Origin of the sequence: Colwellia asteriadis, assembly GCF_039523295.1 — a bacterium.
GTDB classification, from domain to species: domain Bacteria; phylum Pseudomonadota; class Gammaproteobacteria; order Enterobacterales; family Alteromonadaceae; genus Colwellia; species Colwellia asteriadis.
Map to the genome: position 1 here is coordinate 191,027 of NZ_BAAAFA010000003.1, position 23,958 is coordinate 214,984.

The 23,958-nt window shown below is 36.2% G+C and carries 30 protein-coding genes; all 30 read right to left on the bottom strand.

Features of this window, described 5'->3' with window-relative positions:
• Positions 1–58 precede the first annotated feature (58 nt).
• Positions 59–967 (bottom strand): sensor domain-containing diguanylate cyclase, encoded by a 909-nt coding sequence (locus ABD005_RS05630; RefSeq protein WP_343816004.1) that lies wholly within the window; start codon positions 965–967, stop codon positions 59–61.
• Between the two features lie 92 nt (positions 968–1,059).
• The gene (fliE, locus tag ABD005_RS05635; RefSeq protein ID WP_343816007.1) at positions 1,060–1,383 is read right to left on the bottom strand and encodes a flagellar hook-basal body complex protein FliE; all 324 of its coding nucleotides are present in this window, start codon (positions 1,381–1,383) and stop codon (positions 1,060–1,062) included.
• A 138-nt stretch (positions 1,384–1,521) separates the two neighbouring features.
• Entirely contained in the window at positions 1,522–1,809 is a 288-nt protein-coding gene (locus ABD005_RS05640) for a DUF5676 family membrane protein (RefSeq protein WP_343223283.1), read from the bottom strand.
• Positions 1,772–2,074 (bottom strand): YHS domain-containing protein, encoded by a 303-nt coding sequence (locus tag ABD005_RS05645; protein ID WP_343816011.1) that lies wholly within the window; start codon positions 2,072–2,074, stop codon positions 1,772–1,774. Before ABD005_RS05645 ends, ABD005_RS05640 begins: the two co-directional genes overlap by 38 nt.
• Positions 2,075–2,149: 75 nt before the next feature.
• Positions 2,150–2,500, bottom strand: a complete 351-nt coding sequence (locus ABD005_RS05650; RefSeq protein WP_008133179.1) for a hypothetical protein — start codon at positions 2,498–2,500, stop codon at positions 2,150–2,152.
• A gap of 100 nt (positions 2,501–2,600) precedes the next feature.
• Positions 2,601–2,951 carry a hypothetical protein gene (locus tag ABD005_RS05655; RefSeq protein WP_008109746.1) on the bottom strand — a complete coding sequence of 117 codons (351 nt, stop codon included), beginning with the start codon at positions 2,949–2,951 and terminating at the stop codon, positions 2,601–2,603.
• Between the two features lie 25 nt (positions 2,952–2,976).
• Positions 2,977–3,348, bottom strand: coding sequence for a cation transporter (locus ABD005_RS05660; RefSeq protein WP_343816018.1), 372 nt, complete (start codon positions 3,346–3,348; stop codon positions 2,977–2,979).
• An 11-nt stretch (positions 3,349–3,359) separates the two neighbouring features.
• Entirely contained in the window at positions 3,360–3,758 is a 399-nt protein-coding gene (locus ABD005_RS05665) for a hypothetical protein (protein WP_008109744.1), read from the bottom strand.
• Complete coding sequence (locus ABD005_RS05670; RefSeq protein ID WP_343816021.1) at positions 3,742–4,407, bottom strand: methyltransferase family protein; 666 nt, start codon at positions 4,405–4,407, stop codon at positions 3,742–3,744. Before ABD005_RS05670 ends, ABD005_RS05665 begins: the two co-directional genes overlap by 17 nt.
• On the bottom strand, positions 4,397–4,741 hold the full coding sequence (locus tag ABD005_RS05675; RefSeq protein WP_343816024.1) for a DUF2933 domain-containing protein: 345 nt from the start codon (positions 4,739–4,741) through the stop codon (positions 4,397–4,399). The genes ABD005_RS05670 and ABD005_RS05675 overlap by 11 nt, the downstream gene beginning before the upstream one ends.
• Before the next feature lie 19 nt (positions 4,742–4,760).
• Positions 4,761–5,117, bottom strand: a complete 357-nt coding sequence (locus tag ABD005_RS05680; protein ID WP_008109738.1) for a cupredoxin domain-containing protein — start codon at positions 5,115–5,117, stop codon at positions 4,761–4,763.
• Positions 5,118–5,135: 18 nt separating this feature from the next.
• Entirely contained in the window at positions 5,136–7,400 is a 2,265-nt protein-coding gene (locus tag ABD005_RS05685) for a heavy metal translocating P-type ATPase (protein WP_343816379.1), read from the bottom strand.
• Positions 7,393–7,800 carry a MerR family DNA-binding protein gene (locus ABD005_RS05690; protein ID WP_343816027.1) on the bottom strand — a complete coding sequence of 136 codons (408 nt, stop codon included), beginning with the start codon at positions 7,798–7,800 and terminating at the stop codon, positions 7,393–7,395. Before ABD005_RS05690 ends, ABD005_RS05685 begins: the two co-directional genes overlap by 8 nt.
• A 226-nt stretch (positions 7,801–8,026) precedes the next feature.
• The gene (locus tag ABD005_RS05695) at positions 8,027–8,329 is read right to left on the bottom strand and encodes a hypothetical protein (protein ID WP_343816029.1); all 303 of its coding nucleotides are present in this window, start codon (positions 8,327–8,329) and stop codon (positions 8,027–8,029) included.
• A 301-nt stretch (positions 8,330–8,630) separates the two neighbouring features.
• Positions 8,631–9,176 carry a c-type cytochrome gene (locus ABD005_RS05700; protein ID WP_343816032.1) on the bottom strand — a complete coding sequence of 182 codons (546 nt, stop codon included), beginning with the start codon at positions 9,174–9,176 and terminating at the stop codon, positions 8,631–8,633.
• Between the two features lie 11 nt (positions 9,177–9,187).
• A complete protein-coding gene (locus ABD005_RS05705) occupies positions 9,188–10,375 on the bottom strand; it encodes a hypothetical protein (RefSeq protein WP_343816035.1) in 1,188 nt (395 codons plus the stop codon).
• A gap of 192 nt (positions 10,376–10,567) precedes the next feature.
• Positions 10,568–10,876 carry a hypothetical protein gene (locus ABD005_RS05710; RefSeq protein ID WP_343816038.1) on the bottom strand — a complete coding sequence of 103 codons (309 nt, stop codon included), beginning with the start codon at positions 10,874–10,876 and terminating at the stop codon, positions 10,568–10,570.
• Between the two features lie 225 nt (positions 10,877–11,101).
• Positions 11,102–12,325 carry a hypothetical protein gene (locus ABD005_RS05715; protein WP_343816041.1) on the bottom strand — a complete coding sequence of 408 codons (1,224 nt, stop codon included), beginning with the start codon at positions 12,323–12,325 and terminating at the stop codon, positions 11,102–11,104.
• Between the two features lie 17 nt (positions 12,326–12,342).
• The gene (locus ABD005_RS05720; protein WP_343816044.1) at positions 12,343–13,134 is read right to left on the bottom strand and encodes a cytochrome c3 family protein; all 792 of its coding nucleotides are present in this window, start codon (positions 13,132–13,134) and stop codon (positions 12,343–12,345) included.
• Positions 13,131–13,880, bottom strand: a complete 750-nt coding sequence (locus tag ABD005_RS05725; protein ID WP_343816047.1) for a hypothetical protein — start codon at positions 13,878–13,880, stop codon at positions 13,131–13,133. The genes ABD005_RS05720 and ABD005_RS05725 overlap by 4 nt, the downstream gene beginning before the upstream one ends.
• Positions 13,881–13,884: 4 nt before the next feature.
• Positions 13,885–15,876: a 2Fe-2S iron-sulfur cluster-binding protein gene (locus ABD005_RS05730; RefSeq protein ID WP_343816050.1), complete on the bottom strand. Its 1,992-nt coding sequence runs from the start codon at positions 15,874–15,876 to the stop codon at positions 13,885–13,887.
• Between the two features lie 7 nt (positions 15,877–15,883).
• Positions 15,884–16,678, bottom strand: coding sequence for a hypothetical protein (locus tag ABD005_RS05735; RefSeq protein ID WP_343816052.1), 795 nt, complete (start codon positions 16,676–16,678; stop codon positions 15,884–15,886).
• 64 nt (positions 16,679–16,742) lie between these two features.
• The gene (locus ABD005_RS05740) at positions 16,743–18,443 is read right to left on the bottom strand and encodes an HD domain-containing phosphohydrolase (protein ID WP_343816055.1); all 1,701 of its coding nucleotides are present in this window, start codon (positions 18,441–18,443) and stop codon (positions 16,743–16,745) included.
• A gap of 25 nt (positions 18,444–18,468) precedes the next feature.
• Positions 18,469–19,284, bottom strand: coding sequence for a methionyl-tRNA formyltransferase (locus ABD005_RS05745; RefSeq protein ID WP_343816058.1), 816 nt, complete (start codon positions 19,282–19,284; stop codon positions 18,469–18,471).
• A gap of 179 nt (positions 19,285–19,463) precedes the next feature.
• Positions 19,464–19,946 carry a YybH family protein gene (locus tag ABD005_RS05750; RefSeq protein WP_008113896.1) on the bottom strand — a complete coding sequence of 161 codons (483 nt, stop codon included), beginning with the start codon at positions 19,944–19,946 and terminating at the stop codon, positions 19,464–19,466.
• 28 nt (positions 19,947–19,974) lie between these two features.
• Positions 19,975–20,460 (bottom strand): YybH family protein, encoded by a 486-nt coding sequence (locus ABD005_RS05755; RefSeq protein WP_343816063.1) that lies wholly within the window; start codon positions 20,458–20,460, stop codon positions 19,975–19,977.
• A 20-nt stretch (positions 20,461–20,480) separates the two neighbouring features.
• Positions 20,481–21,005, bottom strand: coding sequence for a c-type cytochrome (locus ABD005_RS05760; RefSeq protein WP_154904274.1), 525 nt, complete (start codon positions 21,003–21,005; stop codon positions 20,481–20,483).
• A gap of 63 nt (positions 21,006–21,068) precedes the next feature.
• Positions 21,069–21,410, bottom strand: coding sequence for a hypothetical protein (locus tag ABD005_RS05765; protein WP_343816070.1), 342 nt, complete (start codon positions 21,408–21,410; stop codon positions 21,069–21,071).
• Positions 21,411–21,442: 32 nt separating this feature from the next.
• Positions 21,443–23,293 (bottom strand): 2Fe-2S iron-sulfur cluster-binding protein, encoded by a 1,851-nt coding sequence (locus ABD005_RS05770; protein WP_343816073.1) that lies wholly within the window; start codon positions 23,291–23,293, stop codon positions 21,443–21,445.
• Entirely contained in the window at positions 23,293–23,925 is a 633-nt protein-coding gene (locus ABD005_RS05775; protein WP_343816382.1) for a PepSY domain-containing protein, read from the bottom strand. The genes ABD005_RS05770 and ABD005_RS05775 overlap by 1 nt, the downstream gene beginning before the upstream one ends.
• Positions 23,926–23,958: the final 33 nt, after the last annotated feature.

Below are 23,958 nucleotides of genomic sequence, written 5' to 3' on the forward strand. Positions count from 1 at the left end.
AATAAAAAATTAAGCTTTTATTATTTATTGTTGTAGCTGAAAATTTCTATCTTACTTATTAGTGGTTTTCACTGTCTAAAAAACAAATAGTTTTATTCCTTCCTTCCCCTTTTGCCTTATAAAGTGCTCGATCAGCTTTGAAAATAAGCTGAGAGCTAGTGACTTTTGAGTTGGGGACTATACATGCCACTCCCATGCTGACTGTGACAAAAGAATTGATATCAGAGTTAATGTTTTCAATTCTTTCACTAGCTAAAGTTTTCTCAATTATATTTGTAATATGAAGAGCGCCATCTTTATCAGTATTAGGCAATAGAACAATAAATTCCTCACCTCCATACCTAGCACACAAGTCACCAGGTCTCACGAGTGAATTTTGAATTACATTAGCGACTGCCTTTAAACAACTATCCCCTTCTAAATGACCGTATGTATCATTGAACAATTTAAAGTAATCTATATCGATCATGATAATAGATATTGGTAATTCATTACGCATAGCTCTACGCCACTCGATGTCCATGTACTCATCAAGCTTTCGTCGATTAGCTAACCCCGTAAGTCCATCTGTAAAAGAAAACATCCGCAACTGTGCTTCTATCTGTTTTCGACAACTAATATTACGCACCATAGAAATCAAATATTTTTGATCATCAATCGTTATCATTGAAGCAGAAACTTCAACAAAAAGTAGCTCTCCTTTTTTGGTTTTGCACGTTAATTCATTTGACCAGCCAGCTCCTTTTGCCAAGACTTGATTTGCAAACTCTTCTAACAAGTCCATCTCTTTAGGATGGATATCGGAAATCCTCATTGTAAGTAACTCATCTCTGGAGTAACCCAACATTTTCGTTGCTGAAGGATTCACATCTATAATCCTATTTTCATCTAATAAAAGAATGAAAATTCCATCATTAGAAAATTCAAATATTTTTTGTGATAACTCACTTTCGTTTAATGCTAGCAAAGGTAAAGTCCTTTCGGATATATTGTTAATTCATAAGACACTTAAAACCAAGTACTGAATAATGAACTTGTTAGCTTCAATACTAAGCAGAATCAAACAGGCATACTCATGATCTCTTTGTAACCTTCAATTGCCTTATTTCTAATTTGAATAGCCGCATCTGAACCTATACCAGCTTTAGATCTTGCAATCATTACATCTGCTAACGTTACACTTCTATCCCCTAATTCAAATGCTGTAGTTTTCTTTCCTGCATCTTTATGTAAATCATTTACAGTATTGAGGGCGTTTGACAATAAGTCACCAAAATTATTGGTTGTATTGTTAACAATATTATCGTTGTTTTGTGGCTTTGCTATGGCTTCAAGAGACATGCTCTGCATCTGGGCCAAAAGGGAATTATTTATGGTGGTCATGATTATTTCTCAGGTGTCAATATGTCGTCATAGGTCCTTCTGTTCTTGCAACTACAATGCCAACAACAAATTTAAACCCTTAAAAATCAACAACTAAGGTGTGAGTTAATCCTATGTTTAATTCTTATATTTTATAAACTATTTACTCTTGCTTCCTACAAAATTGTAAATTGGCACCCAAATCAATGCGAAATACCAACCGTATAAATAGCTTTCTAGCAGACCTAAAAAGAAACTTTTCCAACTTATCCATTCAAACCCTGGCAATAACTTTAGCCAAGTTGAGTACATTGCGTGTTGAGGAAAGAGCAAATCAAAAATAACGCACAAGGTAAAACTTATGGCTATAAATGAACTTGTCGCATGTCCAAATGCAGATAGTGAGATCTTATGGTTCATTAGTTTTCTCCGTTGATTTTTCTGCATTAGTATTACGCTCTTTAATAAATCTTTCAGGTTCAAGGTCAAAAGTATCAAGACAATCTTTAGAGCAAAAACGATATAAGTGCCCATCTTGGAGTTTTCCATAACCTTGATCATCTCCAACTTTACGGCCACAAACAGGATCTACGAAAGAATCATTTATGTTCTTTTCCTCATGATGACCGTGGGCCATATGAGCACCACAGCCGTGACGCATCATGAAATAAAAAAGTCCAGCGAATAGTAAAAATGAAAATAAACCTTCCATAACAAGACTCCTAGTAAGGTGTGAAAATAAAAAAACGTGGCACCAAACTACTCGTACCACGTAATAGGATATTCATCATTGAATTAACAAGACTAAATCGTGTTTCTTAACGACACCTTCTAACACGCTAACTTTTGCAAAGTGATCATCAACAAGTTCTTCAACTCTTACCTGACCTGTTTTTTGCCGTTTGAAGAAATCAGCTCCTTCGTCATTATCGTCATTCATTACATAACTGTAAGATTCTAAAATTTGCCCCACCTGTGCACCATCATCTAGGCCAACACAAACATATATGTCCCCATCAGTTACAGAGATTACTTGGCCGCGCATTAGATACCTATGCGAAAAATCGCTATTTGCACAACCAGAAACAATCAAGCCAAAAACTACAACGACAACTAATTTAGAAATTTTGTTTAACATATTATTTTCCTTTTATTTATTTGGTCATTAGTATCGAATTATTATTTAATTCGATACTATTTAAATGAATAAAAACAAGATTACTTACAAACTACATTTTCTATTTGTTTAATTGCACCATATCGTGTTTTTTTACATTTCCTTCTATCACTTTTACTTTGGCATAGTGTTCATTAATAATTTTTTCAATTTTAACTTTGCCAATATTTCTTCTTTCGACAGTCTCATCTCCTTCCCCAATGTTACCTGTTTCAAAAAATCGATAGGCAGTTAATTCTTGTCCAACTTCTGCTCCATCATCTAAGCCAAGGCATACAACCATATTATCAGTTGACGATGAAACAACTTGACCTCTCATTAAGTAATTATGTGAGAAATTACTGTTTGCACAGCCCGTAAGTACAATTGCAAAAGCAACTAAAGCTATTTTTTTAGATATATTTTTTAACATGATATTTTCCTTTTTAAGTTTAAGATTAACGTTTTCTTTTAATTGAACCTGGAGGAGTTTTATGACAACTCCATGGCTCATGTTTGAAATTATCCTTTACATTTTGATCACAAAATTTGTAATAACTTTCCTTTGTATGAGTCCACCAATCATCGTGTATATCTACACCATGCTTTCTGATGACTTCCTCTATACCATCAAGGTCCAAATTGACAGCATCGTAAGCCAAATGAATTTCTTCCTCTTTTCTATTGAATGAAACTTCGTCTAGGCCGAACATTTGATCTATTTCTTCTATCAAAGCATCAATATTTTCACTAGTTACATTTGATAGTTTCAGGTTTCTAACGACCAAGTTATTTTCTCTAACTCCAACTCTACGATCTAAATCCGTCATCACGGCCTCCTTTAGTGGTTGTGTTTATTTGTTGATTTCTTACCAGACATTTTGCTTGACCCCATTTTAGGCATCATATTGCTCATCATCTCAAGATGATGTTCTGCCATCTTTATTTGTTGCTCAATGGGCTTATCAGCCATTCTTCTGTGCATTATTTGCATCATTTTAATCATAGATTTTCGATGCTTATGCATTATCTCTTGCTGCTTTTCAGGATCACTTTCTTGCTTTACTGATAACATTTGCTGCTTCATCGCAAGCATGTTGTTATGCATTTTTTCCATATTTTCATGGGACATTGCCATATTGTTATGCATGCCTTTTTTCATCTCTGCACCAATAGCTGAAGCACCAATAGTGGTAGACAAAATGCTTATAACAGCGACTAAATTAACTAATTTTTTCATTTGATTTTCCTTGTGTTTTATTTGAAAAATTGGGTATCCAAGCGGGAGTTTTAGACATATAGTTCAAGTATTCATCACCAAATTCACTGATAACCTTGGCTTCTTCCTTATTGGCAAGTCGAATGTATACTACGAGTAATATTGGAAACATTACTACGGTCGGTATTGTTGGCCACTGAAGTAGAAAACCAAACATGATTAGAATAAAGGCGACATATTGGGGATGACGACAACGTGCATACCAACCTGACACAGCTAACGTGCCAGTCTTTTGAGCTTGATGAAGTACGTTCCATGCAGATGAAAGAATAAAAAATCCAGAAACAATTAGGATATTACTTGCAATATGCAGAGGATCCCAATGTGCATTGCCTTCAAAGCCAAAAATGGTATGCAACAAATGACCGTTATCGTGAGCTAAAAAATCTATTCCTGGATAGTTTTCAGTCAACCAGCCTGATAGAAAATATATAGTTAATGGAAATCCATACATTTCTGTAAATAGAGCAACGATGAATGCAGAAAAAGCACCTAAAGTTCGCCAATCAGTTTTTGTTTGTGGCTTTGCAAAACTAAATGCAAAAAAGATAAAAATTGCTGAATTCAAAATCACTAATGTCCACATGCCATAATCAGATTCACCGTTCATTGTCACTCTCCGTCTTAATACTTTCTTCTCTACCTGTTTTTAATCCTTCCAAATACCCATCTCTGTAAGCTTCATTTTTATCTGTCAGCTCTTGAAATGTTTCTGGCTCTTTTGGTGCTGAAGCTTCTTCTTCATGACCTTTATGGTCACCATGTCCGTGACTGCCATGCATAAAGACATGCATTAAAGGACACAATAAAAGAATTAAGAATGGTAAATATTCAAAGAAGTGTTGCTGATGCTCAACTAATAAGAAGTAGCTAGCAGCCCCTATTAAACCAAGTGCTGCCCATCCTGTAGGTGTTGACCAAAAAGATTTTTGTTTATTGCTCATGTTCGTCCTCCAAATATTCCTACTCAACGATCAAAGTGCCGCTATACATCTTCATTGGACAATGAAACGGATACTGACCCGGTGCCATAGAAGGTAATTCAATCGCTTTATTTTCATCAACAGGTAACTCTTCACTGACTTCAAAATCAGGAAAAATGACTGTTGCTGCACAAGGACTCCCGTCTTTTCGAAGAAAATTGAGAGTCGTTTCTTTACCTTTTGCTACTATTATTCTAGAGGGGTCATAAACACCGTTGTTTACGATAACGGTTACACTTTCCATAGTAGAATCAATTGCTTTTGCTGGTTTATATAACCAAAACCACCAGATAATTAACGCTATAAGTACCAACCCAAATAAATTAATGATCATCATGTCATTTCTTCCTTTTCTTTAATGTTCTTGCGGCTTAAACAATCTCAATCGATTTGCATTACTCACAACCGTTAGTGAGGAGAAAGCCATTGCAGCACCTGCAATTACTGGGTTTAATAACAATCCAAAAAATGGATAAAGTAGACCTGCTGCAAATGGAACTCCTGCAACGTTATATATAAATGCACCAAACAGGTTTTGTTTGATATTTCTAAGCGTTGCTTTACTGACAGCTATTGCATCAGCTAAGCCATGAAGTGATCCTCTCATCAAGGTGATGTCAGCACTTTCAATTGCCACATCGGTTCCAGTACCAATGGCGAATCCAACATTGGCCAATGCCAATGCTGGGGCATCATTAATACCATCTCCTGTCATACCAACGATTTCATTTTGGGCTTGTAATTCCGCCACTTTATTTGACTTATCTTCTGGAAGGACCTCAGCAAACACTTCTTTTATACCGACTTTTTTTGCTACTGCATTTGCAGTAGCTCTATTATCGCCAGTAAGCATAACTACTCTGATACCACTGTTTTGTAGCCTTTTGATTGCTTCAATAGAGTCTTCTTTGATTGGATCAGATACAGCTATAATTGCTGCAAGTTTATTATCTATAGCGAGGTACATTGGTGTCTTAGCTTCATCAGCTAATTTTTGTGCTTTTGAGACAAATTCTCCTAAAAACACGCCTTTTTTAAACATCAACTTTTGATTACCGAAGAGTAAATGATGATCTTCAAGTTTTGCCTCTATACCGTGTCCAGCTATAGCTTGAAAATCACTTATATCTTCAGGATCGATCTCTTGTGCTATCGCGGAATCAACAATAGCCTGTGCAAGTGGATGCTCAGATCTGCTTTCAATACTAGAGGCTATCGTTAAGATATATTTTTCTGTATAGGATTTATCAGCAACGAGAATGTCGGTTACCGTAGGAGAACCTTCTGTAATAGTCCCCGTTTTATCGAGAATCATCGCGGTAATTTTTGATGCTGTTTGTAACGCTTCTCCATTTCTAATCAAAACTCCAGCTTCGGCAGCCTTACCTACACCGACCATCACTGACATTGGTGTAGCCAAACCTAAAGCACAAGGGCAGGCAATAATTAGAACCGTGGTTGCAGAGACAACCGCAAAGGCTAACGCGGGATCAGGACCGAAGTTAAGCCATACCAAAGCGCTAATAATAGAGATGATCATAACAACAGGCACGAAATAGGCAGATATAGCATCTGCTAAGCGCCCAATTGGTGGCTTAGAGTTTTGTGCTCTTTTCACCATATTAATAATTTGTGCTAACGCAGTATCTTTACCTACTCTTGTCGCTTTAAAAAGAATTGAACCCGTCTTATTTAGTGTTCCTGCAACGACCTCATCTTCTTCTTCTTTTGCGACAGGCATAGGTTCCCCTGTTAACATGGACTCATCTATCGACGTGTGCCCCTCAATGACTAGGCCATCTACAGGAATTTTTTCTCCTGGGCGTACTCGAACAATGTCATTTAATAAAACTTGCTCAATAGCAATATCAACTTCTTTCTTATCACGAACTACTCGTGCTGTTTTTGCTTGTAACCCAATTAAACGCTTAATTGCTTCGCTTGTTCTTCCTCGCGCTTTTACTTCTAATGCTAACCCTAAATCAATCAATCCGATGATCATTGCAGTAGCTTCAAAATAAACATGCCTTGCCATTTCAGGAACAGCCATGGGAAAGAAAACAACTACCATAGAATAAATCCATGCAGTACCTGTTCCCAGAGCAATTAACGTATCCATATTTGCACTATGATTTACAAAAGATTTCCAAGCACCAACATAAAAATGCTTACCTGCAAAATACATAATGGCTGCACATAAGATCCCTATAAATAACCAAATACCACGTTCCAACGTAGTTTCAACAGTCATTGGGCCACCTGCAATACTATAAATCATTAACGGTACGCCAAGGCCCAAGGCTATCCACATTTGTCTCATTAGACTTGTATAGTATTTTTGGTCTGCAATCTCCTTCTCATCTAATAGTTCATCATCACTTGTATCTTCTGCACTCCTTGCGTTGTAACCTATTGATTCTATGGCTTGCACAAGATCCTCTGAATCAACTTCTCCATCAACAACAACAGTCCTCAATGCAAAGTTCATCTGAGCATTTTCTACGCCAGTAACGTTTTTCAATGCTGTTTCTATTTTTCCTACACAGCTTGCACACCCAGCTCCATCAATAATCAACTCTTGAGCTTTGGTGTCTTTAATACTACTCTCTATGCTATTCATCATTACCTCCTTGAATTAAATGACAGAGCATATCTCCTGTAGGTGATTTATCAGGTTTACTCTTCCAGTCATCAATTGCATTTCTTAAGACATTCCTCAATGCTAATGCATCATTAAATTTTTTCTCTGTTTCAGCCAATCTATGCTCAACGATTTCCCGAACCAAAGGACAAGCTGTCCTGCCATTATCAGCAACTAACAGGATTTCTTTGATCTCTTCAACTGAGAAATCTAATTGTCTGGCACTAAGAATAAATTTCAGTCGCTGTTGAGCTTGTTGGTTGTAACTCTTATAACCATTTTCAGTATTCTTAATAGGCATGATAAGTCCAATCCTACTGTAGTAGCGGACCGTATCAGGCGTGGTATTCAAGACTTTTGCAAGCTGAGATACTTTCATCCCATCATTCCTTATTCAAATATATAAACAGGGTATTTCTAAAACCTATGTTTAGCTTACGACTGTGTCTAAGACACAGGTCAAGTCATAATCTAAAAGGATTAAAAAAAACTGCTAAGCCTAGGATGCAATAGCTAACAATGGGAGAATTAACTACCAAAATTAGACTTAACAGCTTAAAAAGGTTGAATCGATATGCGTATTTAAGACGCACTGATCCTAAGGATTAAATGTGAATAGGTGGTTTGAATAGGTGTAGATATACACCTGAATCAGGATGTTCGTTTTGAGAAAGAAATCTCTTACCATTATCAGCGAAATGCATAAGGCTTTGTTCTATAGGCTGAGTTGAGGTAGATATATTAGAGCTAAAGCATCCCCCGATATTGGGGCAAACGCAGTCACCTGCATTACAAGTATCACACTCTTCATGTGCAGATTGTTTATCTACTGACATGCTATTGTGATCGTGCATAGCCATTTGACTAGCAATGTGAGAGCTATTATCAGAAATCATGGGCTTTTTCATGTTTTCACAATCCATTGGCGCATACGAAGCTAAACTTTGTTGACTAAACAACAAAATTATAACAATCGCTATAACACCTCTAAAATTGAACACTATTTATTTACCATAACTTAAATTTCTCACACCCCTCATACTAGCTTATTTCCCAATAATTGTCATGTTTTAGATCAATTAATTGTATTAGACCTAAGTCTTATTTCATGAGTATAAATGTCTATTCTTTTTTGCAGCTTAATTAAACGGTAAACATATTTAAAAACAATATGTTTACCGTAACTATTCAACAGCTATAGTTAAGTTTTTACTCCTTTAAAAAACCTATAATTGCCTTAATATCGTCCTTATTCATCGGATATTTAGGCATAGCTGAAGCCGCATTGTTAAATTTCGGATCTATTAGTTTTTTCAAAACAAACGATTCTCCTTTACTTGCGACGACTCCATCTAATGCTGGACCCAACTTACCACCTTCTCCCTTGATTTGATGACAACCTTGACACCCAAATTGGGTAACCAATTCCTCTCCCGACTTTTTGGGAGCATTAGGTTTTGTATACTCTTCAGCATTTCTAACATCCGCTGTCAATGTGCTGGCTAAAAAGGCTTCTACAGCAAGTGCTTCTTTGCCAGTCATATGCGCTTTCGCTCTCATATGAGGAATAACCACTGACCACTCTTTCTTAGAATACTCTTCAGCGGGACGTGCATTGTGACAACGAGCACAATTTTCGCTATAAACCTTAGCTCCTTTTGCTACTAGAGAAGGATCATTGACGTGTTGTGCCTTAATAGAAAAAGCACTCGTAGTTAATACAATAATTGTGAACACAAATTTAATTGATTTCATAATGGTTCTCCTTAAAATCCGAAAGCTAGTTGTAAGAAAATTCGGTCATCAGGTACGGATGTATGACTAGCTTCTTCGTTTTCAATTGAAGTACTTTCCGCACCTAGCTTTAATACTGCACTAGGTTCTAACCAATAATTTACACCGTAGTAAATTCGACTTCCGGTTTTCCCTCCATCTTCTTCAAAATCATGTTCAATACTGCCATCGAAATCAGATTCAATATCAGAGTAACGTACAACAAATTCAACAGGGTTTAACCACGACTTACCTAGTTGTCTAGCCTGCCAGGTTCCTTGAATGTACCATCCACTCTTATCGAAGTCTTTAACCCACTCTTCTCCATGCCCTTCCTCTTCGCCTTCTTCCTCTCCCTCGGTTTCAGCGGTAGAGCCAAAGATTTCTCCTCTCACACTGGAGTAACTTCCAACCCAGTTAAAGTCTATGTTATATGCGCTATAATTTAGATCTCCATCGTCACTATACGCCCCACTATAATAAGACATCCCTATTTCCCATTCAGGTAAAAACGCATAGGCTATTCTTCCCCCAAATGCCATAGAGTCATTGTTATCACCTTTTTTTGATTCAATTTCGACACCGCCACCATGGTCTCCTTCTTCCTGGCGTGGTCCGCTTACTGCGTAGAAATCAGTAAATATTCGTCCTGCATCACCTAAGATCCAGGTATTAGCGACATTAATTCCCGTATCATTCATGATACTAGTCACTCCACCTAAAGACCCGTTGCCTCCATGTCCGCCATAAATTCCCGGATTACTCACCGCTTTATTAATCCAGCTAGGATGTAAATTTGCACCAAATTGACCAAAAGGTAGTAAAAACTTACCCGCAGTAATAATGGTATTATCATTAAAGAAATAATGCATATTTGCATATTCAAGTTCTGTTTCAGTTTCCCCTTCAGCATTAGTGCTAAATTCTAACTCTGCTTCGATATGAATCTTTTCAGATAATTGAAACAAGAAAATAGGAACAAACCGTGCAACAACATTATTTTGAATATCATTGCCTTCTTCATCTTTCATATCTGGCTGGTATGCATAAGTTACGTCACCGTAACCAGCCAATGCTAAACGACCAATGTCTAAAGCAGAACTTTCTTGTGCGGTAGCAGTTGTCATCAAAGACATTGAAATGGCTGCTGCAACAGCCGATTGGAGAAGTACCTTTTTCATGGTATCACCTTAATATTTTGTTTAGGCGTGAGTTATTTCTCACACTGAGTTAATTTAAAAAATAAGAATTAGTTATAGAGCAAAAAGAACACACTTTGCTTTTAGTCAAAGCCATCTTAGTTTTCATGGTGCTCTAAACTTTTTTTGAATTAATGGAAGTCAGTTACCTAAAAATAGGCACACTGATCCCTATTAAGCGAATATTGGAGGGCGATACGGGTTAGATTGAGGTTGCGATATAAAGTTTTGAATTAAGCTTTTATTAGCCTTCGAAATTACAGGTAGAAAACCTGATATATTAATATCTTGAACTAATGAAGAGTTTGCCTGCCCTGTATAATCTGGCATACAATCACAATCTATACAGTGGCAATTATCCATTGTTTTTGAGTCATGATTAGCATGATTACTTTCAGATTTTTCTTGGTGCCCACCATCATGATGATCATGGATATTAACAGTATTGTTTAGAGATGTTAGTGCATTAGAAGTTATGGCCATTTCAGAACACAAATGAATAGCTGTAGCAAATACTTGTCCATTTACAGACAAATATATCAAAATATAAAATAGCCAATTCAAACGTTGCCCCATGGACAGTTTTATCCTCACTAGTATGTTACTTCACTATAAACTTATAGCATATTTATTCTGGTAATATTGATTGAAATCAAGCATTCAAACAATCCCTTAAAATAATTATGGTTACTCTCATTCATCATCCAATTAACCATGTGGTGCAGGTACAGACCAGAGAATTACAAATACGAGAGAAGCAGCTATGAACGCGCTCCCAATGATTTTTAGCCATACTCTCCCTGTTTTATTCTGGTATTTAAGCAATAGCATTATTGTAATTAGCGTCTGGACTAAGTAATAAAGAGCAAATCCTTTAGAAGCGAAGTTAATTATTTCAAAAACATTCGAAGTCCAGACCAAAATAATTGCTAAAATGACCACTAACATGTATCCCATATTAGTAGAAATTTTAGACTTGAGAAGCTCTCTAACTAGACCTCCACCACCGATTGTATCGGCTAGTGCAGCACTTAGTTGGCTTGCTGTTGCAGCAATTAAAAGCAGAATAGGTAAGACCCAAACAGCTTTGCCTAATGTATGGCTAATCGTAGTTTCATTTAATTCAACAATAGGAAATTCTAAAAATATTGGACAGGTTAAACCTATAAAAATGACATATAGTACGATTGCGATCCCTTGTGAATATTTGACTGCCTTTATACGTTGAGTTGCTGAATATTCTGCCCCCATAAAACGAGTTGTTTCGAACCCTTGTGTAACCATCAGCATTCCAGCCAGCATACTAATTATTTCGAATTTACTTAAACTCTGAGTAGCTGAATGTTCAAACCAAGCCTTACCTGTCGATATGTCATAAGTAAACAAAGCAACCAATACACCAACTATAATAGAAAGTTTGATGGTCACTGCATAAAGCTCTATAGCTTCTAAACCCTTCGCACCTCTAATCCAAGCTACAGCCATTATCGAAAGTAATACCGCAGTTGTGGCAACCCTTACAATATACAAATTTTCAATACCAAGGCGGTCAAAAACAAATGCAGAAAACAGACTGATATAAAAAGCGACAGATATTGCATATGCCCCTCCAAGAAACCATTGACCAACCTGTTCTAGCTTTGCAATAGATCCATTAGGGTTTTCAACTAAATATTGCTCAGCATGAAGTATGTTGAAGCGAATAGTAGCTCCCAAAGCTAATGAAAACAGTGATAAAACTACAATTCCAGCTAATGCCCACTTTCCCATAGTGGCATGCAGTAGTGGTGCAACAATTAAAAATCCACTGCCAATGATTGAGGCTAAAGGAGTTACGGTCGCCCTCCATTGTTGCGATAAGCGAAATCGTTTATTAAACAAAACTATAACTACAACTAATGAAAAGAAAATTGCAATACCGTTATGCAACATACTTCATACTCCTAAGATTAATGATGTTTATACCAGCCAGCTTTTTTAATGTCATTCCAAGAGGTATTTTGGTGACAAGCAAAACATTCTTCTACAGGTGCTTTGTGCTCCCCTGCAACCTTTGCAGATATCTTTTTAAAATGTTTCATATAGTGGCTAGGTGGTGCCTCATGGCATTGATTACAGTCGTTTGACTTGTTTGATGGGTGAACAAATGAAGATAGAGACCACTGTTCAGTGTTATGACATTGAACACAATCATCTGAAAACAACCCAAAATGCCTATCATCATTAGCATGACAAGTAGCACAATTAAGCAACGCTTCTTTTGTACTAACATGCGAATTAATAAGAAGCGGATCCACTTTTCGATTATCCGTTAACATTTCTTTAAAAAGTTTTTGCACTGCCGTACCTTGATCAAACGGGGTATTATCTTCAGGTAACATACGTAAACCTATATCAGAGAGTGCCTCATGGTCCATTGTAGATATGCGTGCTGCTTTTCCTTGATGTTCCATATGACATGAATTACATTCGGCTATATCGACATGAAACAAAGTAGGCTGACGCTGGATTATTTGAGTATCATTGGCATGGCAAACAACGCAATTTTCACGCGTAACCCCCGTTATTGGCGTATGGCAACTTTGACAATCATCTTCTAAAAAGGAATGGGCTTCACTTAAATCTCCAGGGATAACGGTCATTTCCCAATTTACATCGGGTAACTCACTCGAATGGTAATAGTGACTTACCAACGCAGCTATAATCACTGCTATAATTCCACCAAAAATATATTTGATCATAACCACCTCAAGCCAAAATAAATTTCAGCAGTTATATGAAAAATTATGAGCACATATAAGATCATGGAAATAGATATATGAAATTTTAACCACCGTTTGAACCAAAGCTTCGCTGTATCATGAATACGAATGCTATATTCAATATCTGATATTGCATCGACCAATCGCAAAATTCTTCTCTCATTGCTAGTTCGACCTAAGCCAAGACTAGATGAAAAGAGTGATGGAGAGTGTGAGTTTAAATCACTTGGAATAGCGTTAATATGTTTCGAACAAAATCGTTCATGCAGTTCAATTTGTTCATCTTTTAATTCATTTTTTAATTCTTCTTTTAGTTTTTTCTTATCTTTTAATTTTGACGATATTAAGCTAAGTATATATCGTCCAATGAAACCACTAATCGCAACTAGCATCATTAAGAGCACCAATAAAATACCAAGTAAACTATCAAAACGGTGAGCGCTATGTAGTAATCCTATGATTGGTCCTATCACTCCAGCATAGATATGCCAAACCAATAGTGTTGACATAGAAACCTTCTTGGTCACCCAGCTTTTTATTGATTTATTTCTCTTGATCACTAGGTAAATCAAAGGAAAAAACAACAAAAAGGCGGCTATTATTCCGAGCATGCTTCCACTAAAACTGCCTGGAAAACGTGGTGAACTGTGCCAAACAAATCCCCCCCATAACACGATCATCAGTAACACTAAACTGGCGACAATTGTCCGTTCTTGATTTGCCATCACTTTATACCTCTACCTTTACAGGGGTTTTGGGTATTGATTGACAAGCTAATACGTAACCATTTTCTTTATCATCATCCTCTAGGCCATCATCAACATCCATTTCTACTTGCCCTTCGAGTAACTTGACTTTACATGAGCCACAGCTTCCTGCTCTGCAAGAGCTATCAATATCAACATCTAAATTTTCCGCAACATCAAGAATGCTTTCTCCTTCGGCTGCTTTTGCATGTTTATTTGACTGAGTAAAGGACACTTCAAAACCATTATTAATTGCCTTATCTTTGATATTGGTATTTTTATCTAAATTCCTCTTGATAGGACTTTGTTGTTTATTTTCTTTCTTCACAGGGGTACTACCACCAAAAGCTTCAATTTTCACTCTTTCAGGCATCATACCTAACTCAATAAGCATGTTTTTCATAGCATCCATCATCGGTGGAGGCCCACAGATGTGAGCAGTTTTTTCCGATAGCTCTGGAACAAAGTCGTTTACCAATTGAGAAGTAAATCTACCTTGAGGTCCCATCCAAGCAGTTCCTTCAACTCGTGTCATGCTTACTAAGACATGTAAGTTTTTATGACGAGATTGTAAATACCTTAATTCTCGTTCGAAAATAAAGTCATTTGATGTTCTCGCACAAAAAAGAAAATAGATATTTCCTTTCCAACATGTAGAGGTTAAGTATCTGACAGCACTCATCATGGGGGTAATCCCAACGCCACCAGATACTAAGACAATGTTCTCTTCATTATTTCCGTTGAAGTAGAACTTACCATTAGGTGCTTTTATTTCAAGCGCATCTCCTATGTAAACGTTATCGTGCATGAAGCGAGAGACTAAGCCTTGCTCCTCTCTCTTTATTGTTACTTCAAAATAATCTCTCTGAGTGGGTGACGAGGCAATGGTATAAGAGCGTTTTATTACTTTAGGCTGATTAGGGATATTGAGAGAAAAAGTAACAAACTGACCTGGCTCATAATTGAATGGCAGAGGTTCCCCAGCTAAAGATGCCAATCTAATTGTTTTTACATCATGTGTTTCATTAAATATTCCGATGACATATACAGTACCTTTGAAAACGCCCTTTTTCTTTGAAGCGAAATTTGTAGATTCATTACTAGTAACCAATGCTCCATTCAACTCACTAGACTTATCAAACGTGGGGCTATTGTTTATATTTTCAGAAACTTCTTTCTTATTTTCATTGTCTATCACTTGAGGCTCCTTGACTGGAGCTACCTTTAATTCTTCTAACAGCGCAGATGCTCTTTTCATTTTAAAGGCGTATACCCAAATAAAAACAAACGCAAATAAAAACAAAATAGTCATAACACCAAAGTGAAGTATGCTTATTCCGAATATATTTGATTGCTCGCTTTTAGGCACTGTTGGTAATAGGTTCATTTGACTTTTAAACCATTGAAGAGCCACTCGTCTTGGTTCCTGCCCTTCTGCTATCGCCCTTTTGGTAGCTAAACCACTATTGTATTGACTTAAACCTTGCTCTATTTTTTCTATAGAAGATTGCATTTCAGAATAGTTTTGCTGACCATCGGCATTAGCTAACGACATAAAGCCGTCTACCATTATTTGATTACCTTTTTGCATTCTATTTATGGCTTTTTGAAGTACTTCATCGGCCAAGTGAGGAGGAAGTTTCGATAGACGCATTAATGTAGGGTAGAGATCTTTAGGCTTAGGTGCTCCCATTTGCTCCATCATTCCGTTCATCTTTTTACCCATTCCTGGGCCTTTAGACATAACAGAGGTTTGTGTTTGGCCAACACTATCAACAGATAAGTTACTCACACCGTCATTATTAGCTACGACAATATTTTTTTGAGTTGGTGAAACCGATGCAATTTGTGAATTCTTTGGGTGGTGACTCGCATGTTCATCTTTCCCTTGCTGGGCAAATGATACTAAGCAATAGAAATATAAAGTAACCCAAAGTGATAAAGTAATAACTGTTTTATTAAAAAAGAAATTCATTATAGACCTATCCCTTACTATCAAATTCTTTTGATATATTTATTTTTTTAATAAGTTCCACTTGTTGCGGCAATAAAACGTCTACAGATTGACCTACCATCTCGATAAATGATAATCGTAGTGCTGAATTGACAGATTCTATTTCTGAAAGAGTATCTCTAACCTCATTTAAATTAGGCATTCCTGAAGCGGTCTCTTTCCACAAACGCTTTTCGAGTTGTTCACGCAGAGTAACTTTTTCTCGTTGGGTAATTCCCCATTGCTGCTTTATGTTAAACAAGTGTTCAACCTGCCCTGAAGTCAGTTCAAGTTCAGATACATAATCTAAAAAAAAGTCGGTTTCACCAAGGTGATATAGGTGTGCTGCATCTTGATAGCCAGGTAAAACATCAGTCTTGGTAGATAACGAGCCTTGTTTTTCTGGTAAAGGTTTGGTCCCCATCATTGATTTGTTTTTCATCATCATTTTACACATTCTGCCCATACAGTTTTTTTTCTTGGTCATCATACCCATTTTATTTCGCCCCATTTTTTGGTTAAGGCTACTAGCGGTATCACCCTGATTATCTCCGATTGTTTCAATAGCATTTGAAGTACTTAATTTAACGTTTTCTCTGCTAGGCAAAGTTTGTAAATTTTTATCCATTTGCTGTAGTGACTTTTGAATGCTGGTAAAGTTTTTATCTTGATAACTCTTTGATTGATTTTCTACAGTTGGCTCTGCTGCACTTATGCATGAAGGCAACAAGGGAATAAAAATAATTCCAATGTAATTATATATTTTATATTTAGTAAATTTCATTTTTGTACTCCATTAGTGCTAGATTCATAACTTTTTTATTTAAATGATTTTGAAGAAAAATAATCTATTCAGGCATGTGCATAATTTTTTCCAGCTCTTCCATATTTATCAATTTATTTTCTGGTAAATCTATATAACGTGTTGAATAATATAAGCATGTTCCCTTTACTTCTTTCCTCAATAACTCTTCCCTTTCAGAAGAATCAATTTTCCTTTTGAGCAACAGAATAAAGTCATCTCCAAATAGCCTAAATACAAGGTGGTTTTCTTCAAATTTTTGAAGAGAATTTACAATTTCTATAAGCTTCTCATCACCCTTATTCCAGCTATGTTCTGAGTTATATTTAGAAAAATTATGTACTCTAATTAGCAGTGCATACCGATATTTTTTTAATTCTTGTTTTTGTTTTGACAATAAAAGCTCTAAGTACCTTTGATTGTATGCATGTGTCACATTATCTTTATAGAAATATGAGAAACGTTCATGCTGTAAATCCGACTCTGGTAGCTGAGATATCTTGCGATCGGTATTAACCTTAGATAAGACATTAATCGCAGACTGAACAATTACAGGGTTAAATTGCTGCCCACTTAGTTTAGAAATTTCTTGAATTGCTTCTTGTACAGATTTTCTACCTTTATAAATTCTATCTGTGGTCATGGCATCAAAGCCATCAGCAACCGTGAGAATTTGAGATAAGAAGGGAATCTCACCTCCTTTTAAACCTTGGGGATAGCCAGAACCATCATAATATTCATGATGATGTCGAACTATTTCTGCTAAATCTTTATAGATAGATACTTTAGAGAGAATTTCATAACTGGTTGTTACATGGTTTTTAATAATTTTATATTCTAAATCACTCAACTTACCCGGCTTTAATAAAATAGAGTCTGGCGTAGATATTTTACCTATGTCATGTAGCATCGATGCTCTGTAAAGTAGCTCTTTTTTAATACTCGAAACATTTAGCTCTTCAGCAAGTAACATCGCATATTTTGCAACTCTTCGGGTGTGACCAGCGGTATAGCTATCTCGTTTCTCTATTATATCGACTAAATTAAAAACACTTTCTTCATAACTTCTTAGTTTTTTACTTACTGCACTACTGGTTTTTTTATAGCCGTAAATGATTGCAGCTATACCTAATACCCAAATTATTCCTATGTTTCGAATCATAGTCCATGCGTGTAAATACGCTTCTGAAAGATATTGATTCATATTCACCGAAACAAAAACACCTCCAAAGTAACCACCCTTTTTCTCAAGTCCTACTAGACTGCAAATTTGACAGTCTTGATCTACAGCTCTTGGCTCTACAGCTCTTAAAAATGAGCTTTGACCTTTCTCATCAATAAAATAAGTTGTCTCGTTTCTATCGATTAAGACACCGAGTAGTTTTTTTTGCCATTCATCTAAAAAAGTATTTTGGTTACTAACATTTGAATTTTCTTGTACAAAGACTAGAGAAACTTTTGGTTTCTCTATACCAAGTTCAATAGATACGACGCCACTATTAGATTCAAGTCCTTTTAAATCAAATTGTCTTGATAAGCTCATATCGTTAATTTGGTAGTCACTTATTAATAGTTTTATCGTCGCATCAATGTGTTCAATTGCAGAAAAAGCATCATCTTTAGCATTTTTAACCGCACTTTTTTTTGATGATATGATTAAGTTTACAGTTAGCGTTGTAACAATAATTGTCCAGAACACCACAACGGTAAGTGCAACTTTCTTTAACGGTTTCATTTTAATAATCATGCTGCATCATCCAGTTCCAATAGCATCATGCAACCAAAGATAATGAATATTTGTGGACGCAAACAATTCCGTCATATGAACTAACAACTAGTAAAAATTCATCTTCATATATAACCTCTCCTGCTTCATAAAGATGAACGCACTCCACGGCTTCTATATGTTTGGCATTCCAAAAGAGGTTATTTAATTTAAGAATTAAACCCAAAAAACCAAAACTGCGAAGCTTGCTGTTAATGTCTAATGTTGGTTGCTTCCAATCTAGTAACCGCTCTCCTATATCTATTCGTGGAAAATATGAATAATCAGTTTGAGGCTTAGCATTTTTATAATGACATTCGACATCCGAAAGAAAGGTCTTTATCAAATTGACAGCTTCAATATGCATTTTGACCATTACAGTTGTGATGGATTCATTTGTTTGAATGGGGACATCAGACTGAAGAATCACGTCTCCACCATCTACCACATTCGTTAACTTATGAATTGATACACCTGAATGTTCTGGATACTTTAATAAGTACGGTAATGGAGTTGGCCCCCTGCCTTTTGGCAACCTTGATGGGTGTATGTTAATCGCATACTTAACACCTGTTTCAGGTAATATATGCAGATACTCAGCTACTATGAACATTTCTACACCCATAGAAATCAAATGTTCAAGCTCTTCACTCATAGGCTTATTTTTGAATAAGGGAATTTGATGTGTTTCGCACAATTTTGATATAGCCGAAGACGTAAAATCGGGCGAGTTAATGTAAACTCTTTCAATTTCAAAGCCGTCCTTAATTAAATATTTTAAGCACGAAGAAAACATATTATTGCCAAAGTAAACTATTCTCATAATCCGAACCTCAACTCAAAAAAAACGGTGTGATAATTATCAATAGGACCTAAAGTGACGTTAAACTCGTAAAAACCTGAGTACTTTTTCTTCTCTATTTTTTTCACTTAAAAGTCCTATTCCATTCATTTGAAGGCTTAAACAAACCAGTCATCATGCCGTGTAGTTTTAAACAATTATCACTTATTATCTCTACTAGACGAGTGGGTATGCACAACCTTCCAGTTACCATTTATTTTGCGAAATAAGAATGTTTGAAATCCTTTTTTGTCGAATGTTTTGCCACTTTTATTCACTTTGCCCTTTATACGTGTGTCAGCAATTGCCCACGCAAAAGATTTATCATCGCCCTCAAAGTGAACTTCTATTTCACTAAAACTCAATTTTAAGTATTCCAAAGCATCCTTTTCAGGCTCTACGTGATGCTCTACTAGCGAATCTAACCCTGCATTTTGTCCTCCTCCTTCGATATAACGTGCCCCCTCAAAATCTAAAAAGTTACGTCGAAACGGCAATCCATCACCATTTTCCCAGCCATACTTGATGCTTTTAATCACATCAACAATCGCCTTTTTGTCTTTATTACTATGATCTCTATCATCATGAGCCACAGCCGATATACTGATGATAAGTGCAATAAAAGTTGCAATAAATTTTCTCATTTTTAACCTCTGAATTATTAAGTTTAAATTAATGGGACCAATGGATATGAGCTATTTTCCATTTCCCATCTTTTTTCAAAAGCACCATACTTTCCATGCCTTCACTGTTCACTTCTTTTCCTTTAAACTCTCCAGTCAACTTTGTTCTAGACATAGAAAAAGCTGTCTGTCCTACCTCTCTTACTTCATGTTCAAGTATTTTTACTTCAAGTTGAGCCAAATATTTCATGTCAGCCAGCATGTGGTGGTTTGCATAATCATCGGCTGAGCGTTCAACTCTACCTCCTTCATAAATGATGACATTATCAGCTAAAAATCCGCGTGCTTTACTCTTATCGTTGGCCTGTATAGCTTGATGAAATTGCATAACAACCTTACCTGCACTACTTGTTAGCACAGGCAATTCATCACGTTTATTCGCACTATTTCCTTCGCTTTTATGAGCGGTTACAACATTACTCATGGTTAAGAACATTAACGAAACTGTGGTTAGCATTATTGAAATTTTTTTCATTTTGTTTCTGTCTTTCCTCATTAATCTATGGCTGTTAGTACTTGATATTGCTCAGGCGTTAAAGTCGGTAATCGCTTAATAAAAGCAACCATGGCCCATATTCTTTCATCACTGTGAGTTTTACCCCAAGCTGGCATCCCTGAAGCTTTTATGCCGTGTTTAATCACCCAAAAATTCTGCCTTGCAAGCTCTTCATCAGTACCGTGTTGATGAGTTTCATGCGAAATACTTAAATTAGGTGGTTGAGGATACAGCCCAATGCTCATATCACTTTCTTCTAATCCAGGTTTTAGATGACAGCTTGAGCACATATATTCATAATCTGCTCCTCCCATTAACAACAACTCAGGACTTTCCAAATCAGGTACTTTGATATGTTGAGCCGATTTCTTTATGGATGCCTCCCTAGTTTCTTCAAGAAGCCAATAAACAATATCACTGTGAGGTTCATCTGCGGCTACATTCACTATCCCTGAATACATGACAGTGGCTGCACTAGCTCCTCCCAATAGCAATAATATCAATAGAATTTTAAGAGCTTTCATAACAATTCCTTACTTTAAAAGTCACTTAATACGAGCTTCAATTAAGTGACTTTTAATATTTAATTAATGGTTCTGGTGATCATCATTATTAGCTTTTTTATTTTCCTTTTTTTCCATTTTACTGTGATCCATTCCTTTCATTTTACTGTGATCCATTTCTTTCATTTTGCTGTGATCCATTTTCTCCATTGAAGATTTTGATTGCTTCATACACTTTTTCATCATTGCAACTGCAACAGGGTCTTTCATATCCATCTTGCTATGATCCATTTTGCTACAATCAGCTTTTTCTGCTTTTTTTGCATGCATTTTCGGATCATGAGCGGATGCATTCATTGATAAAGTAATTGCTGGTACTAATATCAAAGCGATTTTGCCTACAGTTTTAATAAAGTTAGTTTTCATGGTTTTCTCCTACGTTAGTGATTAAGGTTAATTTATATAAATTCATCGAATGCAATATTAGTTGCATCAACATTCTTAGTTTTCAAAAGATTTATCGTTGCCGACATCATATTCGGTGGGCCGCATAGATAAAATTCAACACCATCAATTTGACAAATTTTGTTAATATTTGATGTGAGTAAATCTTGAACATACCCCTTTGCTCCTGACCAGTTCTTATGCGGCCTAGACAAAACAGGGTAGTAATAAAAGTTTGGATATTTTCTAGAAAGCCTGTAAAGCTCATCTTTATATAACAAGTCTTCCTCAGTTCTAGCACCATAGAAAAAATATATACCTCTAGTTTCCTTTCTTTCTTTTTGGTGGAAGCACAATTGCTCTTCAATCAATGATTTCAATGGTGCCATTCCAGAGCCTGCTCCGATAAGCATCATTGTTTTATTACTTGAAGGTTTAGCGTGAAAATCTTCAAATGGACCAGCCGCTTCTATTGTTTGCCCTAGCCCCAAATTGCATATGTAGCTAGAACCTACACCGGGATATATACTTTTATTTGGAGCATTTTGAATTTTGACGGTAAACTTTAACTCGTTAGTACCAGCTTCAATCTGCCCATCACCATTAGCTAGAGAATAGCTTCGACTACAAGCTTGATGCTCATACTCTAAATACTCAATATCACGCCAATAGTATTTGAAAGCGTCAGGAAGACGCGCTGGTATAGATATTCCTTTAGCTGGTGGTATATAGAAACGAAGATGAGCACCTGCTTTGAATTTTAATTTCTCACCACCAAGCACTGTAAAACGTAACTCTTTGATATAGGGACTAATAAACTCACTATGCGTTAATTCAAGAAGGTATTTTTTGGCTTTAGTAACGTCAATTAATGTTAACCTCTTAGTTTCTGTTGCATCATGTTGACAAGCCAATCTGTAACCTTGTTGCAATTGTTCCTTTGTTAAAAGTACATGCTCTGCTGAAGTGACTTTAACACTGCTATCAAGACGTACTTTACATTGGCCACAAGTCCCGCCACCGCCACAGGTTGATGACAAAGCAATATCATGATCAATTAAACCGTCAAGTAAGTTGGTATTAGTAGTTAAATCGAATTCCCCGATAGGCTCCAGATCTTTATCAAATAGCGCCAAAGTTCGACTTTTGTTGCCAAAGCGAACTTTGTATTGACCATTAAAGAGCAGCTCAATAGTCCAAATAAAGCCAGTTAAGGAAAAGAAAAGCGTGAAAAGAGAAAATAAAATGATTTGAACATTATTGAAGCTTCCTTCAGTGCCATAATCCATAAAGTGAAGCATAAAGAAAATATCAACAAACCGTTTATCATCATTACTATGTTTAATTATTCGACCAGAACCAGCATCAATATAAACGCTAGTTTGAATATAATCAGCATAGTTAACTTGCCACACTTCATTTTGCTCACGAGGTATATCTTCATATGGAGGTGATAATTTAACTGCATTTTTAATCACACCTTTACCATTGTAGGAAGATTGGGCCAGTTTTCTAACCATAGTTTCATCAATAACGACTGGCTCAGCGGTGTACGCATCAACCAAAGAGTAGTCATTGTCAAAATGGCTATATAAACCTTTATTATGAGTTAACAAATAGTAAGGGTGCTCTAATAGTGATATTTGTTTTAACGATACGACTTGTTTTGATTGAGATAAGACAAGCTGTGGTTCAACTAACCTATTAATATCAACTTGGGCAACAACGGGAGTTTGTTTATATTGATTTCCTGAAACCTTTTGATGATCCATCAAATTAAAATATAAGCCTGTTCCTAACCATACTAGTAGTTGTAGGCCAACCAACAAGGATAGCCACTTATGTAACTTTTTAAGGAATAACATTATCTAGCTACTCCCATACTTTTATCTAATGTATTTTTTGCTCTGTTTTTGAAAATAACAAAGTAACTCAATACACCACCAGTAATTGCCGCAAAAATAGAAAAAAGTATGAACCAAAAAAGTAGTTTATTACTTGGATCTTCTTCTTCGTAATCCATGACATGCAAACTAAACATCAAATCAAAGATTCGCCAAAATTCATGTCGCTTACTGACAAGCTTTCCTGTTTGAGCTGAAACATATATCGACGGACTGCCAAAATCATCAAAGTTAACCCGCCAAGCAGGTAATGCTCGACGGCTTAATTCAAACGGTGGATTTTCTGTAATCAATTCAGACTCAAGGACCGCACCATCACCACTGTAATAGTGTTTTGCAGCGCTAATAGCTACGACTTTGTTTAAGGGAGAAATCTTCTCCCCATTACTAGCATTTACAACATATTTTTCGTCATGCTCTGTAAAACGATAAACGGCTTGGTCTATAAAAACTTCTACGGCAATGTTTTTTGCGTCAGGATATTGCTTAGCTAATGCAGATAATGGGTAAGTAATTTCATCCACATTAACTTTAGTTTGGTGATTAACCACCAAACTATCACCATGAATATAGTCAATATCAAAAATAACCATATAGGCACCTGATATCGACCAAATCAAAAACTG

Bases quoted from the DNA above. Each gene is read 5' to 3' on its own strand.
- ABD005_RS05745 (WP_343816058.1), bottom strand. From the start codon at position 19,284: ATGAGAATAGTTTACTTTGGCAATAATATGTTTTCTTCGTGCTTAAAA.
- ABD005_RS05735 (WP_343816052.1), bottom strand. From the start codon at position 16,678: ATGAAATTTACTAAATATAAAATATATAATTACATTGGAATTATTTTT.
- ABD005_RS05640 (WP_343223283.1), bottom strand. From the start codon at position 1,809: ATGCAGAAAAATCAACGGAGAAAACTAATGAACCATAAGATCTCACTA.
- ABD005_RS05680 (WP_008109738.1), bottom strand. From the start codon at position 5,117: ATGATGATCATTAATTTATTTGGGTTGGTACTTATAGCGTTAATTATC.
- ABD005_RS05675 (WP_343816024.1), bottom strand. From the start codon at position 4,741: ATGAGCAATAAACAAAAATCTTTTTGGTCAACACCTACAGGATGGGCA.
- fliE (WP_343816007.1), bottom strand. From the start codon at position 1,383: ATGACCACCATAAATAATTCCCTTTTGGCCCAGATGCAGAGCATGTCT.
- ABD005_RS05705 (WP_343816035.1), bottom strand. From the start codon at position 10,375: ATGAAAAAGGTACTTCTCCAATCGGCTGTTGCAGCAGCCATTTCAATG.
- ABD005_RS05685 (WP_343816379.1), bottom strand. From the start codon at position 7,400: ATGAATAGCATAGAGAGTAGTATTAAAGACACCAAAGCTCAAGAGTTG.
- ABD005_RS05765 (WP_343816070.1), bottom strand. From the start codon at position 21,410: ATGAAAACTAACTTTATTAAAACTGTAGGCAAAATCGCTTTGATATTA.
- ABD005_RS05725 (WP_343816047.1), bottom strand. From the start codon at position 13,880: ATGGCAAATCAAGAACGGACAATTGTCGCCAGTTTAGTGTTACTGATG.
- ABD005_RS05715 (WP_343816041.1), bottom strand. From the start codon at position 12,325: ATGTTGCATAACGGTATTGCAATTTTCTTTTCATTAGTTGTAGTTATA.
- ABD005_RS05660 (WP_343816018.1), bottom strand. From the start codon at position 3,348: ATGACGGATTTAGATCGTAGAGTTGGAGTTAGAGAAAATAACTTGGTC.
- ABD005_RS05670 (WP_343816021.1), bottom strand. From the start codon at position 4,407: ATGAACGGTGAATCTGATTATGGCATGTGGACATTAGTGATTTTGAAT.
- ABD005_RS05700 (WP_343816032.1), bottom strand. From the start codon at position 9,176: ATGAAATCAATTAAATTTGTGTTCACAATTATTGTATTAACTACGAGT.
- ABD005_RS05760 (WP_154904274.1), bottom strand. From the start codon at position 21,005: ATGAAAGCTCTTAAAATTCTATTGATATTATTGCTATTGGGAGGAGCT.
- ABD005_RS05750 (WP_008113896.1), bottom strand. From the start codon at position 19,946: ATGAGAAAATTTATTGCAACTTTTATTGCACTTATCATCAGTATATCG.
- ABD005_RS05770 (WP_343816073.1), bottom strand. From the start codon at position 23,293: ATGTTATTCCTTAAAAAGTTACATAAGTGGCTATCCTTGTTGGTTGGC.
- ABD005_RS05655 (WP_008109746.1), bottom strand. From the start codon at position 2,951: ATGTTAAAAAATATATCTAAAAAAATAGCTTTAGTTGCTTTTGCAATT.
- ABD005_RS05740 (WP_343816055.1), bottom strand. From the start codon at position 18,443: ATGATTATTAAAATGAAACCGTTAAAGAAAGTTGCACTTACCGTTGTG.
- ABD005_RS05775 (WP_343816382.1), bottom strand. From the start codon at position 23,925: ATGGTTATTTTTGATATTGACTATATTCATGGTGATAGTTTGGTGGTT.
- ABD005_RS05755 (WP_343816063.1), bottom strand. From the start codon at position 20,460: ATGAAAAAAATTTCAATAATGCTAACCACAGTTTCGTTAATGTTCTTA.
- ABD005_RS05690 (WP_343816027.1), bottom strand. From the start codon at position 7,800: ATGAAAGTATCTCAGCTTGCAAAAGTCTTGAATACCACGCCTGATACG.
- ABD005_RS05710 (WP_343816038.1), bottom strand. From the start codon at position 10,876: ATGGCCATAACTTCTAATGCACTAACATCTCTAAACAATACTGTTAAT.
- ABD005_RS05720 (WP_343816044.1), bottom strand. From the start codon at position 13,134: ATGATCAAATATATTTTTGGTGGAATTATAGCAGTGATTATAGCTGCG.
- ABD005_RS05730 (WP_343816050.1), bottom strand. From the start codon at position 15,876: ATGAATTTCTTTTTTAATAAAACAGTTATTACTTTATCACTTTGGGTT.
- ABD005_RS05650 (WP_008133179.1), bottom strand. From the start codon at position 2,500: ATGTTAAACAAAATTTCTAAATTAGTTGTCGTTGTAGTTTTTGGCTTG.
- ABD005_RS05695 (WP_343816029.1), bottom strand. From the start codon at position 8,329: ATGAAAAAGCCCATGATTTCTGATAATAGCTCTCACATTGCTAGTCAA.
- ABD005_RS05665 (WP_008109744.1), bottom strand. From the start codon at position 3,758: ATGAAAAAATTAGTTAATTTAGTCGCTGTTATAAGCATTTTGTCTACC.
- ABD005_RS05645 (WP_343816011.1), bottom strand. From the start codon at position 2,074: ATGGAAGGTTTATTTTCATTTTTACTATTCGCTGGACTTTTTTATTTC.